We start from the raw sequence: 12959 nt of genomic DNA, 5'->3' as shown, positions 1-12959 counted from the left end.
GCGCGCCTTTGCGCCCTTCTTCGTCCCCATTGTTACGCCCGGTCCTATCGTGCGATAATCCCGTACAGTCAGAACAAGCCGTACGGCATTTCGCACAATGAACGATCTTCCTCTCGCCGACCTCGATGCCTTCACCGCCGTTGCGCGCGAGCGCAGCTTTCGCGCTGCCGCCGAGAAGCGGGGCGTTTCCGCTTCGTCGCTGAGCGAAGCGCTGCGGCGGCTCGAAGCCAAACTCGATGTGCGGCTCCTCAACCGCACGACCCGCAGTGTAACACCGACGGAAGCCGGCATGCGGCTACTCGAGCGCCTGCAGCCGGCACTCGGGGAGATTGCCGGCGCGCTCGACCAGGTGAGCGAATTGCGCGACAGTCCCGCAGGAACCCTGAAACTGAACGTGCCCACGGTCGTCGCGCGCGTGATCCTGCCCTCGATCATTGGGCGCTTTCTGAAGGTAAATCCTGCCATTTCGCTGGAGGTGACGGCAGACGACGGCTTCATCGACGTCCTTGCCGCCGGCTTCGACGCCGGCATCCGCTACGAAGAGCGGGTCGAGCGCGACATGATCGCCATTCCGATCGGACCGCGGCAGCAACGCTACATCACTGCCGCGTCGCCGGACTATCTCGCGCGACACGGCCTTGCCGCAACACCCGCACGATCTTCTGGAGCATGCCTGCATCCGGCATCGCTTCGCAAGCGGCGTCAGCCTAGCCTGGGAGTTCGGTGACGGAGACGCAGCAATCTCGATCGCCCCTCCGACTGTCGTCATCGCGAACTCGGTCGATCTTGAAATTGCCGCTGTAGTCGAAGGTCTCGGCGTCATCCGGACGTTCGAGGAGTTCCTGGCGCCGCATCTCAAATCCGGCGCCGTCGTGACGATCCTCGACGAATGGGTGACGCCCTTTCCAGGGCCGTTTCTCTACTATGCCAGCCGCCGCCACATGCCGGCGCCGCTTCGAGCCTTCGTCGACTTTCTCAAGGCCGAGCAACGGTCAGGGGTGCGCTGAATGGCGGCCATTTTGGGGAGCAATGGATCAACAAACGCGATTGTTCTCATAAAAAACTTTGAGATGTTCACGTATTGTTTCGACTAAAATCATGCGTTACACCTAAATTGGTAACGTCGTTCACGTTCTGTCTCCGCGCTGGCGACGGATGGCGCAGGGAGAGTTTCATGCTCGACGAAAAGTTCGTGCGGCGCGGCCTGTTCCTCGTCTTTCTCATCCTGCTTCTCGACATCATCGGCATCGCCATCATCGTGCCGGTGCTGCCCACCTATCTGGAGGAGCTGACCGGCGCCAATGTCAGCGACGCGGCGATCGACGGCGGCTGGCTGCTGCTCGTCTATGCCGCGATGCAGTTCCTGTTCGCGCCCCTCATCGGCAACCTCAGCGACCGTTTCGGACGCCGGCCGATCCTGCTTGCCTCCGTGCTCACCTTCGCCATCGACAATCTGATCTGCGCTCTCGCGACCAGCTACTGGATGCTCTTCGTCGGCCGTGTGCTCGCCGGCATCAGCGGCGCCAGCTTCGGCACCGCTTCGGCCTATATCGCCGACATCAGCCATGACGGAAACCGGGCGAAGAATTTCGGCCTGATCGGAATCGCGTTCGGATCCGGCTTTGCACTGGGGCCGGTCATTGGCGGGCTGCTTGGCGAACTGGGTCCGCGTGTGCCGTTCTATGGTGCCGCGGCACTTTCCTTCATCAACTTCCTGCTCGGCGTTTTTCTGCTGCCGGAGACATTGGACAAGGCGCATCGTCGCCGCTTCGAATGGCGGCGCGCCAATCCACTCGGCGCGCTCAGGCAGATGCGCAACTATCCCGGCATCGGCTGGGTCGGGCTGGTGTTCTTCCTGTTCTGGATGGCGCATTCGGTTTATCCGTCCGTCTGGTCGTTCGTATCGTCTTACCGGTACGGCTGGAGCGAGGGGGAAATCGGCCTGTCGCTCGGCATCTTCGGCATCGGCGGTGCCATGGTGATGGCGTTCGTACTGCCGCGCGTCGTGCCGCGGCTTGGCGAGTGGCGGACGGCCGTCCTCGGCCTGATTTTCACGGCACTCGGTGCCGCGGGCTACGCTGCTGCCTGGCAGGGCTGGATGATCTATGCCGTGATTATCGCCACCGCGCTCGAAAGCCTCGCCGATCCGCCGCTGCGCAGCATCGCCGCCGGCCATGTGCCGCCGTCGGCGCAGGGAGAGTTGCAAGGGGCGCTCACCAGTATCGGCAGCATCACGACGATCATCGGCCCGCTGATCTTCACCCAGATCTTCGGCTACTTCACGAGCCCGACGACCACGGTCTCCTTCTCAGGCGCCCCCTATGCACTCGCCAGTTGCTTCGTCGTCGGTGCGCTCGCGGTGTTCTGGCTCAAGGCACCAAAACGGCTCGCGGTCGCGGCTGAACATATCGAGCCCGCAGTGTCCATGGCCGAACCGCGCTACTCCGATCGCAGTGCCATGCACTGAAATTGATCAATATTCGTGATCTTTGGATGAAAAATTGAGCAGTCGGAGCTTTGTTACTGGTTCTTTTGCCGGCCGTGATCTATTTCGGTCATCCTTGCCTTCGTTCTGACCTGCCGCATTTCGGCCGCGTCGACATCCAGGAATCCGTCATGCTGACCGCCACTGCGAGCCCGACCCCGGTGCAAACCGACAATTCATGGCGCACTCATTATCGTGCAAGCCTCTATCTCGGGGTGCCCTTCATCGGCGCACAGCTGGCGCAGCTTGCGATCAACACAACCGACGTCTTGATGGTGGGCAAGCTTGGCGCAACGCAGCTTGCGGCAATCATCCTGGCGACGCAGATGTACTTTACCATCTACATCTTCGGCAGCGGCTTCGCCAACGCGGTCGTACCGATGGCCGCGCAAGCCCAGGGCAGGGGCGACAAGGTCTCCGTGCGTCGCTCCGTGCGCATGGGTCTCTGGGTGGTGCTGTGCTATGGCGTGCTGACGGCGCCGGTGCTCTGGCTGGCGGAACCGATCCTGCTGCTTGCCGGCCAGCAGCCGGAGGTCGCGGCACTCGCGGCCGAGTATCTGCACATTGCGCAATGGGCGATCTTTCCCGGCCTCATCTTCATGGTGCTGCGGGCGTTCCTGAGCGGTCTGGAGCGGGCGGGGATCATTCTCTATGTCACACTGGCAACGCTGGTTCTCAATGCAGCGCTTTGCTACGTGCTGATCTACGGCCACTACGGCTTTCCGCAGCTGGGCATCTTCGGCGCGGCCGTCGCCGCCCTTGGCGTGGCCGTGCTCGGCACGGTGCTGACCATCGCCTATATCAAGAGCAAACCGGAACTGAACCAGTATGAGCTGTTCGTGCGTTTCTGGCGCCCGGATTGGCCCGCCTTCAGGGAAGTCGTCTATCTCGGCATACCGATCTCGCTGACCATTCTTGCCGAAGTCAGCCTGTTCACCGTCGCCTCGTTGCTGATGGGAACCATCGGCACGATCGAGCTTGCCGCACACGGCATCGCGCTGCAGTTCGCCTCGCTCGCCTTCATGATCCCGCTCGGAATTGCGCAGGCGGCAACCGTGCGCGTCGGCCTTGCCTACGGCCGTGGCGACATGCTCGGCGTCCGGCGTGCCGCGATCTCGGCACTGGTGCTCGGAGCCATCTTTGCGATCATCGGCAGCGCCATCTTCGCTCTCTTCCCGAGCCAGCTCGCCGCCCTTTATCTTGACACCAACCGGCCGGATGCCGCGCAAGTGCTCGCCTTTGCCGCTCCGCTCATCGTGATCGCCGGCGCGTTCCAGCTGGTGGACGGATTGCAGGCAATCGCCGCCGGCATGCTTCGCGGGCTCAAGGACACAAAGGTGCCGATGATCCTGGCGATGATCTCCTATTGGCCGATCGGGTTCCTTTGCGCCTGGGCCTTCGCGTTCCCGCTCAAGTTCGGCGGCATCGGCGTGTGGTTCGGCTTCGTGCTGGGACTTGCCGCTGCAGCATTGTTCCTGAACTGGCGGTTCTTCCGGATGATCCGCGACCACAAGGTGACGGCGGCTTAAGCATCGACCAAAGAAAAAGCCGGACGGGCAGGGGATGCCGTCCGGCTTACAAAAGGCGACCACATCAGGGGAGAATGTCGGTCGCTTATTCCGAAACTCCTGGAGGAAGTTTCTCAAGGTCTCTAAACGTTGAACCCGCCGGTCTCATTGGAGCCCAGTCGATCGCGCTGGAGGTCGCGTATCGTGCGGGCAAAATCGACGAGAAAGACGAAACTGATTACCGCCGCGGCGGTCATGAAGACTGTCGCCATGACATGATACCTTTAGCCGAAGATCTTACGGTTGCTTGAACGGTCACGTTGCTCACGGGACTCGTCGCGGAGTGCATGTATCGTCGCAAATATCATTGCGAAAAACATCGTCATCGAAAACAGAGCAAGTCCCATAGCCGTCATCCTTTCAGGTTCCTAAACGGCAGTATCTTCAAAAAGGTTCCGTTCTTTCTTGCTTCACATTACCGATTGCAACGTGAAACACTCTTGAACATGGCATTCATCTAGCATTCATTTCTTTGGTGCCACTGTTTCCCAGGGAACAGGCCCGCGCTCCTGCACAACTCTTGCGATCTGTCGCCGTCCATGACAAAAGGCTTCACCAAACGGAAACAGGTGCGATGACGACGGCATTCTACCCCGGCTCCTTCGATCCGATGACGAACGGGCATCTCGACGTACTTGTTCAGGCGCTGAACGTGGCGCGCAAAGTCATCGTGGCAATTGGCATCCATCCGGGCAAGGCGCCGCTTTTCTCGTTCGACGAGCGCTCGGACCTCATTCGCCAGTCGCTGCTCGAGTTTCTGCCCGAGCGTGCCGCCGACATCGACGTCGTCTCCTTCGACAATCTCGTGGTCGACGCTGCGCGGCAAAGCGGCGCAAAGCTGCTTGTGCGCGGCTTGCGCGATGGCACTGACCTCGATTACGAGATGCAGATGGCTGGCATGAACCGGCAGATGGCGCCGGATGTCCAGACCTTGTTTTTGCCGGCTGGCACGGCATCGCGGCCCATTACAGCCACATTGGTCCGCCAGATCGCGGCCATGGGCGGCGACGTCAGTGCCTTCGTGCCCAAGGCTGTTCACGCGGCGCTGCAGGCCAAACGCAAGGCCTGAGCCGCCACACTCCATTCACCACTCAGGGAGAAACCATGAAAATCCTCCACCTCGCTTTCGCCGGTGCCGTCACGCTTGCGTCCTGGACGGGAACGGCGCTTGCGCAGTCGGCCGACAACTTCCTCACAATCACGCTGAAGGATGGCCCTGTTGTCGTCGAGCTTCGCCCTGATATCGCGCCGAAGCACGTCGAGCAGATCAAGGCGCTTGCAACAGCCGGCGAATACGACAACGTCGCCTTCCACCGCGTCATCAAGGGCTTCATGGCCCAGACAGGCGACGTCCAGTACGGCGACATGGAAAACGGCTTCCAGCCCCAGGCTGCGGGCACGGGCGGTTCGTCCAAGCCGGACCTGCCGGCCGAATTTTCCGACGTACCGTTCGAGCGCGGCACGGTCGGCATGGCCCGTTCGCAGGATCCCAACAGCGCCAATTCGCAGTTCTTCATCATGTTTGCCCCGGGCGACTTCCTCAACGGCCAGTACACGGTCGTCGGCAAGGTCGTCTCCGGCATGGAGAACGTCGATAAGATCAAACTCGGTGACGACGCCAACAACGGCTCCGTCGCCGATCCCGACCGCATGATCAGCGTCAAGGTCGGCAAGTAAAGTCAACAGAAGGAGAAAACCCATGGCCGAGATCAAAGATCCGGAAAACACGATCATCATGGAGACCACCAAGGGCAAGGTCGTCATCGAGCTTATGCCGAACGTGGCTCCGGGTCATGTCGCCCGAATCAAGGAACTGGCACGCGAAGGCGCCTATGACGGCGTGGTGTTTCACCGCGTGATCGAGGACTTCATGGCACAGACCGGCGACGTCCAGTACGGCAAGACCGGCGGCGAGCACTTCAACCCGTCGCGTGCCGGCATGGGCGGCTCATCCAAGCCGGACCTGAACGCTGAATTCTCGAACGTCAGCCACATTCGTGGCACGTGCTCGATGGCGCGCAGCCAGATGCCGAACTCGGCCAATTCGCAGTTCTTCATCTGCTTCACCGATGCTCCGTGGCTGAACAAGCAGTACTCGGTCTGGGGCCAGGTCATCGAAGGCATGGACAACATCGACAAGATCAAGCGCGGCGAACCGGTGCGTGATCCCGACACCATCGTGTCCATGCGGGTTGCCGCCGACGCCTGATTTGCGCTAATGCACAAACCCGCCCCGGTCGCGCCGAAAGGCCCTGGGGCGGGTTTGCTTTTTTTTCAGAAACGATCCATGCGCGTAGACCTGTTCGACTTCGACCTTCCGGAAACCTCGATTGCGTTGCGGCCCGTAAATCCGCGCGACAGCGCCCGCATGCTCGTCGTCGACCCGCAGGCGCCGGAACTCCTGACGGATCACGGCGTGCTCGACCTGCCGTCCTTCCTGCGTCCCGGCGACGCACTGGTGTTCAACGACACCAAGGTCATTCCGGCGCAGCTCGAAGGCATTCGTCGACGCGGCGAAGAGATTACCACGCCCGTCTCGCTGACCCTGCATATGCGGGTCGCGCCGGATCGCTGGAAGGCGTTTGCCCGGCCGGCACGCCGCCTCAAGGTCGGCGACCGCATTGCCTTTGGCCACGGCGGCAACAGCTGCATGCTCGGCACACTCGACGCAACTGTCGAGGAAAAGGGCGACGCCGGTGAGGTGACGCTGCGCTTCGATCTCGCCGGACCGCTGCTCGACGAAGCGATCATGGCCGTCGGGCACATTCCATTGCCGCCATATATCGCCTCCAAACGCGCAGAGGATGCTCAGGACCGCGTCGACTACCAAACGGTCTACGCCCGTGAGGAGGGCGCCGTAGCCGCCCCTACCGCTGGCCTGCATTTCACCGAGCGGCTGTTTTCCAAGCTGAACGAACTCGGCATCGAACGTCATTTCGTCACCCTGCATGTCGGCGCCGGGACATTCCTGCCGGTCAAGGCCGATGATACCGACGACCACGTGATGCACCTGGAGATTGGCCAGGTCGATGCCGCAACCGCCGAACGCCTCAATGCCGTCAAGGCGAGGGGCGGCCGGATGGTCTGCGTCGGTACGACGTCGCTACGGCTGATCGAAAGTGCGGCGGACGAACACGGTATCATCCATCCCTGGTCAGGCCCGACCGGCATCTTCATCACGCCCGGCTACCGCTTCCGCGCCGTCGACATGCTGATGACCAATTTTCACTTGCCGAAATCGACGCTGTTCATGCTGGTTTCGGCCTTCTGTGGCCTCGAGACGATGCGCGCGGCGTATACCTACGCGATCGAGAGCGGCTACCGCTTCTATTCCTATGGCGATTCCAGCCTGCTTTTTCGGAAAGACTAGATGACCGAAACCTTCCAGTTCAAGCTGCACGCAACCGACGGCAAGGCGCGCCTCGGTGAGGTTTCCATGCCGCGCGGCACCATCCGTACGCCTGCCTTCATGCCAGTCGGAACCGTCGGCGCGGTCAAGGCGATGTATCTCGATCAGGTCAAGGATCTCGGCGCCGACATCATCCTCGGCAACACCTACCATCTGATGCTGCGCCCTGGTGCTGAACGCGTGGCGCGGCTTGGCGGTCTGCACAACCTCATCCGCTGGCAGGGTCCGATCCTCACCGACAGCGGCGGCTTCCAGGTGATGTCGCTTGCCGGGCTGCGCAAGCTCGACGAGCAGGGCGTCACCTTCAAGAGCCATGTCGACGGCGCGCTGTTCCACATGTCGCCGGAACGGTCGATCGAAATTCAAGGCTTGCTCGGCAGCGATATCCAGATGCAGCTGGACGAGTGCGTGGCTTTGCCGGCCGAGCCCAAGGAGATCGAGCGGGCAATGGAAATGTCATTGCGCTGGGCGGAACGCTGCAAGGTGGCGTTTGGTGACCAACCGGGCAAGGCGATGTTCGGCATCGTCCAGGGCGGCGACATTCCGGCACTGCGCGTGCGCTCGGCGGAAGCCCTGAAGGGGCTGGATCTCAAGGGCTACGCCGTCGGTGGACTTGCGGTCGGCGAGCCGCAGGAGGTGATGCTCAGAATGCTCGACATCACATGCCCCGAGCTACCTGCCGAAAAGCCGCGCTATCTCATGGGCGTCGGCACGCCCGACGATATCCTAAGGTCGGTCGCACACGGCATCGACATGTTCGACTGCGTCATGCCGACCCGCTCCGGACGACATGGTTTGGCCTTCACCCGCCATGGCCGCATCAACCTGCGCAATGCGCGCCATGCCGAAGACCTGCGGCCGCTAGACGAACAATCCTCGTGCCCGGCGACGCGCGACTATTCGCGCGCCTATTTGCACCACCTGATCCGCTCGAATGAGTCACTCGGGGGCATGCTGCTCAGTTGGAACAACCTTGCCTATTACCAGGAACTGATGGCGGGCATTCGCCTGGCAATCGAAGAGGGCCGCTTTGCCGACTTCATGGCCGAAACCCAGGAAACCTGGCGGCGAGGGGATCTGGCGCCACTCTGAGGACCAGACCTGCTCAGATCTCCGGACCTGGGGCCGACTGGAGCATCATGACGCCGTTGATCTTGTAGCTGCCGTCGGGCTGCTTCATCAGCTGGTAGACCGCCGTCCAGTCCTTACCATCGGGAGCCGAGATCAGCACCTCCTGAATGACCTGATCGCCCACCACCTTGGAGCGGCCAAAGGCAAAATTTCCGGGCCGATAGACCGGCTGGTAGCCGCGCCTGACCATGTCGAAGAAGGCCGTCTTGTCGGGAAACTTGCCGCGTATCGCCGGCGAAGCGAAGGAGTAGGCGGCGTCCGCATCGTCATTGAGGAAAGCCGCGATCTGATCCTGGATGATCGAGCGTGCCGTATCGACCGGTTCTTCCGCCCGACAAAGGCCCGCGCCTGCGAGTTGCGCTGCGATACCGAAGGCAATGGCAAATGTCCTGATCATCACCGATCTCCACCAGACGTTTCTGCCTGCTCCTGAAAGCATAGGTCGTTTGCACGTTCTGGAAATGGCGCGGACAGCGCCGTGCGCTTCTTCACACCAAGCACATATATACAATATCGTTCATATTCAATGCCTTAAACGGAACTTCTAAATTAATCTTTCAAACATCATAACTTAGTGATATTCGCAATTGTCACCTGAGCGCACCCAATCGCATTCCCAATGGCCGAACTGTTTGCGCTCGGCGACGGTGTCGGGACGGTAGAGAATGTTGACATCCGGGCTGAACCGCCTGCCATGACGACGCCTGGCATGCCGCGGCCGACGTCTGGAGCGGTGCTCCGGCAGATGCCGCCAGAGCTTGATCGCGTGCCCATCCGCGGAATAGGCGTACTTGTAGATCGTCTCATGGCTGACAGAAACTGGATCGCGCTCCAGCCGCATGCGGCCGGCGTTCTGCTGCGGCGACCAGCCATGCATGATGCGCTCGATCACCGATTGGCGCACATGCGAGAAACGAGCAAGCTTGCGTAGCTTGGCTCTGCGCTCACGCGCCATCGCGTTGGCGGTGACGCAATAGTAGCCGCTAAGGTCTGGCATCTGCGGATCAACAAAAGTATTGCGCCTGAGTTCGCGGAAAATCGTCGAACGATGTCCGTGCAGTTTCTCAGCGATTACGTCAACGCTGATGCCAGCCGATCGCCAGCGGGCAATCTTGCGGCGTTCATCCATATCGATCTGGGAGTAGGTGCGTCTCATGAGCCATTCCTTGCGCGTGACAACCCATTGGTATCTATCGCAAGTCGCACTTCGAATTAGAATGTACCCGGCTACACGAGATGTGGCAGCAAGGAGAAATGTCACTTTGGGCGGCGCGTCGTCAGCCATTTAGACATGCGACACTCGACATCTCCACTGGCGCTGAGGCAAGCCCCCGACCGGACCGGCTGGACCGGGTTGCAAGGGAAGGGAGGGGGCGGATGAGACGCTCCCCTTCGGCTTTAGCTTGGACAGTTGAAGCAGCCGGTCATTCCGCCGCATCGAGGTCAGAGAGCGCCTGTCGCCGCCGGGCAATGACCGCAGGATCGTTCATGAAATCCTTCCGACGTCCCGGGCCGCGCGCGCGTCGAACGTAGCCGTTCTTCTCGCTGTTCGTCTTCACGGCGGGCTTCGTCTGCTGCTCCTGACGTTCCTTGATGTAGGTCAGGAGTTCACCGAGCCGCTTGTTCTCGGTGATCGCCGCATGCGTCACCCGCTGGTCCTTGTCGAACACCCGGTAGGGTAGGGAATGCCCCTTCCAACGCACATCCAGCCTGCCGTCGGCAAGCGCGTAGGTCTCGACATAGCGACCGACCAGCCCGCGCGTCACCTCGTTCTCTTCCAGCATGATCCGCTGGCGCTCGAACGAAAACGTCAACTGGGCACCGACATAACGCTGCTCACGTTTGCATAGCACGTCGCGCAGCCGATCCGGGGCAAGGTTCAGCGGCCGATGCAGATCATCAGATCTGGCAGGGGTAATGGCAAACTGGCGGTTATAGCGCTCCATGAACCGAGGCAGGAAAGCGTTGCCGTCGTCCATGCCGCAGACGCCCTCCAGGCGCAGATCCTTAATCAACCGGTCCTGTAGCGTCCGGTTCATCCGCTCGACGCGGCCCTTGGCCTGGCTCGAGTTTGCGCAAAGAATCTCGATGTTTAACTCGCAAAGTGCACGCCCGAACTGGGTCATGCCCTGGCCGCCCTTGGCATCCTTCTTCGCAACCCGGAACACCGAATGCTTGTCGGAATAGAAGGCGACTGGAGCACCATGCGCCTTCAGATAGAGTTCCAGCGCCTCGAAGTAGCTGAACGCACTTTCCGATCGTACAAACCGCAACTGCATCAGCTTGCCGGTCGCATCATCGATGAACACCAGTAATGAACATGGATCACCGCGATCTTCGAACATGGAGTAATCGCGGCGCGACCGTCTCTGGCTTTTTGGCTGGCGAGGGTGGTTGCCCCCGATAGGATGAAAAAACGGGCTCTCGATTGGAACCGGGCCCAAACATCGGATGGAGGCAACCATGAACCAATATATTGGGCTTGATGTTTCATTGAAAGACACCGCAATCTCGATCCGGGAAGACGGGAAGCGGATCTGGCGGGGGAAATGTCCTTCGGATCCCAATCTTCTCGCACAGATGATCCGCAAAAAAGCTCCGCGCGCCCAGCGCGTGGTATTCGAAACGGGACCGCTGTCGACGTGGTTCTATCACGCGCTGACGAGCGAGGGGTTGCCGGCGATCTGCATTGAAGCGCGACACGCGCAAAAGGTACTGAGCGAGACGCTCAACAAAACTGATGCCAACGATGCGGATGGTTTAGCGCAACTCGCTGAAGCGGGCTTTTACAAAGCGGTTCGCGTCAAGTCGTTTGACGCTATGATGACCCGCACATTGGTGGCTGCCCGCGAACAACTCCTGAACATCTCGACACAACTTGGCAATCAAATCCGCGGCCTGATGAAGACCTTCGGTCTGATCATCCCGAAAACGAAGGGGCGAGTGTTTGATGGCGATGTGCGGAAGCTTTTGGATGGGAACAACGAGCTTGCGAAGATTATCTTGCCTCTTTTGGAGGCGTGGCACGATATCCGCAAGCGCGCAGCCGATCTTGGTCGCCAGTTGCTGATAGTGGCACGTGAGAGCGAAGCCACGAAGCTGTTGATGACAATCCCGGGCATCGGCGCAGTCACGGCGGTATCCTACGTTACGGCAATTGAAGACCCAGGAAACTTTCGAACGTCGCGGTCGGTTGGCGCCTGGCTTGGGTTGACAACCCGGCGCTACCAATCAGGCGAAGTCGATTGTGACGGCCATATCTCGCGAAGGGGTGACAATCGTTTACGTGGGCTGCTTTATGAAGCGGCGACAGCGCTGCTGACGAGAACCAGTGCCAGGACCGAGAGCAGTCTCAAGAGTTGGGGACTTAAGCTGCGGGAGCGACTTGGCTTCAAGCGGGCCGCTGTGGCCGTCGCCCGGAAACTCGCGGTCATCATGCACAGCATGCTCAAGACGGGAGAAGTGTTCAACGCATCGGCTGGCGCGACCATATAGGAGACGCTCAGCCTTCGTCCCTCAGCGCGCCATGTAACTTTGCGTGCTGAGCGTCCCTGCTGCGGACGTGGGCAGGATCATTCCGCTATCGCTGGCTGCAGCTCGTTGAGACTGCGTTTCGAACATTAGGAAGATCCCACCTGCGAAGACCATTGTGCGGCGACATTTGTCGACCGCGGAGACAACCCTGCTCCCAGCACTGGATAGCTCTGAAGGACATGGCCGGTGAGGGCAGTCCATTCAATCCGTTCCAGCCGTGTTGCCTCTCTCGCAAGCCGGCAAGGGAATTGCGTGCTCAAACCAGCTTGACGGATGGAGTGCGATTAGACAACCAGCGATGCTCGGAACCGTCGATCTGAACCAGCTCGCCGTAGGCCTCGCGCCGCAGCCGCGGCTGATGGAACGTCCGTCGCTGCTTGCGCGACAGCCACAGGCCGGCCTCCGACATCCATTGGCGCAAGGTCTCGCGCGACACCGTCAGACCATCACGCTCCGCAAGCTTCTCGGCCGCCAGCGTCGGACCAAAGTCCGCATAGCGCTCGCGCACGATCGCCATGGCGTAATCGCGTACGCCGTCGCAGATCCGGTTGTTCGATGGCCGGCCGATCGCCTGGTGCCGGATCGACGCCGCACCGCCAGCGCCGATCCGGTCCAACAGACGACGCACCTGGCGGGTACTCAAGCCAAGCACATGGGCCGCCGACACCAGCGTCATCCGCCCGGCAATCACTTTCGACAAGACCTCAATCCGCTGCAGGTCACGCTCGCTCATCGCAATCAATCCCATCCGCAATCTCCCAGGTCATCAAAACCCGGGGAGAGTGACATTCTTACTTTGCAGGATCAGGACACTTCAACTTTGCGGCTACAC

Annotated in this window: 10 protein-coding genes and 4 pseudogenes; 9 read left to right on the top strand and 5 right to left on the bottom strand. The window is 60.7% G+C overall.

Going from position 1 to position 12959, the window contains the following annotated elements:
• Positions 1–97: 97 nt before the first annotated feature.
• From ASD00_RS20190 to ASD00_RS20180, 3 genes and pseudogenes are all read left to right on the top strand, one after another.
• Positions 98–1007: pseudogene (locus ASD00_RS20190) on the top strand (LysR family transcriptional regulator).
• Positions 1008–1174: 167 nt separating this feature from the next.
• Entirely contained in the window at positions 1175–2467 is a 1293-nt protein-coding gene (locus tag ASD00_RS20185; RefSeq protein ID WP_025427073.1) for a tetracycline resistance MFS efflux pump, read from the top strand.
• A gap of 149 nt (positions 2468–2616) precedes the next feature.
• Complete coding sequence (locus ASD00_RS20180) at positions 2617–4014, top strand: MATE family efflux transporter (RefSeq protein ID WP_025427072.1); 1398 nt, start codon at positions 2617–2619, stop codon at positions 4012–4014.
• Between the two features lie 122 nt (positions 4015–4136).
• On the opposite strand, the gene ASD00_RS42325 is transcribed toward ASD00_RS20180, so the two are convergent.
• On the bottom strand, positions 4137–4265 hold the full coding sequence (locus ASD00_RS42325; protein WP_255569870.1) for a hypothetical protein: 129 nt from the start codon (positions 4263–4265) through the stop codon (positions 4137–4139).
• A gap of 362 nt (positions 4266–4627) precedes the next feature.
• Here ASD00_RS42325 and coaD point away from each other — a divergent pair, with 362 nt between their 5' ends.
• From coaD to tgt, 5 genes are all read left to right on the top strand, one after another.
• Complete coding sequence (gene coaD / locus ASD00_RS20175; RefSeq protein WP_025427070.1) at positions 4628–5122, top strand: pantetheine-phosphate adenylyltransferase; 495 nt, start codon at positions 4628–4630, stop codon at positions 5120–5122.
• Between the two features lie 35 nt (positions 5123–5157).
• Positions 5158–5730 carry a peptidylprolyl isomerase gene (locus ASD00_RS20170; RefSeq protein ID WP_025427069.1) on the top strand — a complete coding sequence of 191 codons (573 nt, stop codon included), beginning with the start codon at positions 5158–5160 and terminating at the stop codon, positions 5728–5730.
• A gap of 22 nt (positions 5731–5752) precedes the next feature.
• Positions 5753–6262 (top strand): peptidylprolyl isomerase, encoded by a 510-nt coding sequence (locus tag ASD00_RS20165; protein ID WP_025427068.1) that lies wholly within the window; start codon positions 5753–5755, stop codon positions 6260–6262.
• 78 nt (positions 6263–6340) lie between these two features.
• Complete coding sequence (queA, locus tag ASD00_RS20160; protein ID WP_057208607.1) at positions 6341–7423, top strand: tRNA preQ1(34) S-adenosylmethionine ribosyltransferase-isomerase QueA; 1083 nt, start codon at positions 6341–6343, stop codon at positions 7421–7423.
• Entirely contained in the window at positions 7424–8554 is a 1131-nt protein-coding gene (tgt, locus tag ASD00_RS20155; protein WP_057208604.1) for a tRNA guanosine(34) transglycosylase Tgt, read from the top strand.
• Positions 8555–8567: 13 nt separating this feature from the next.
• Here tgt and ASD00_RS20150 read toward each other — a convergent pair whose 3' ends face one another.
• The 3 genes and pseudogenes from ASD00_RS20150 to ASD00_RS20140 all read right to left on the bottom strand — a co-directional run.
• Complete coding sequence (locus tag ASD00_RS20150; protein WP_057208602.1) at positions 8568–8990, bottom strand: DUF4864 domain-containing protein; 423 nt, start codon at positions 8988–8990, stop codon at positions 8568–8570.
• Positions 8991–9200: 210 nt separating this feature from the next.
• Positions 9201–9749: pseudogene (locus ASD00_RS20145) on the bottom strand (IS30 family transposase); the annotation flags it as partial.
• A 268-nt stretch (positions 9750–10017) separates the two neighbouring features.
• Positions 10018–10935 (bottom strand): annotated as a pseudogene (locus tag ASD00_RS20140) (ISNCY family transposase); the annotation flags it as partial.
• Between the two features lie 121 nt (positions 10936–11056).
• On the opposite strand from ASD00_RS20140, the gene ASD00_RS20135 reads away from it, so the two are divergent.
• The gene (locus ASD00_RS20135; RefSeq protein ID WP_057208601.1) at positions 11057–12088 is read left to right on the top strand and encodes an IS110 family transposase; all 1032 of its coding nucleotides are present in this window, start codon (positions 11057–11059) and stop codon (positions 12086–12088) included.
• A gap of 331 nt (positions 12089–12419) precedes the next feature.
• Here the strand turns inward: ASD00_RS20135 and ASD00_RS20130 are convergent.
• Positions 12420–12875 (bottom strand): annotated as a pseudogene (locus tag ASD00_RS20130) (helix-turn-helix domain-containing protein); the annotation flags it as partial.
• Between the last annotated feature and the right edge of the window lie 84 nt (positions 12876–12959).

It is taken from the genome of Ensifer sp. Root31 (assembly GCF_001424825.1).
In the GTDB taxonomy this organism is placed as follows: domain Bacteria; phylum Pseudomonadota; class Alphaproteobacteria; order Rhizobiales; family Rhizobiaceae; genus Ensifer; species Ensifer canadensis.
This window is presented reverse-complemented; position numbering and strand designations above follow the sequence as displayed.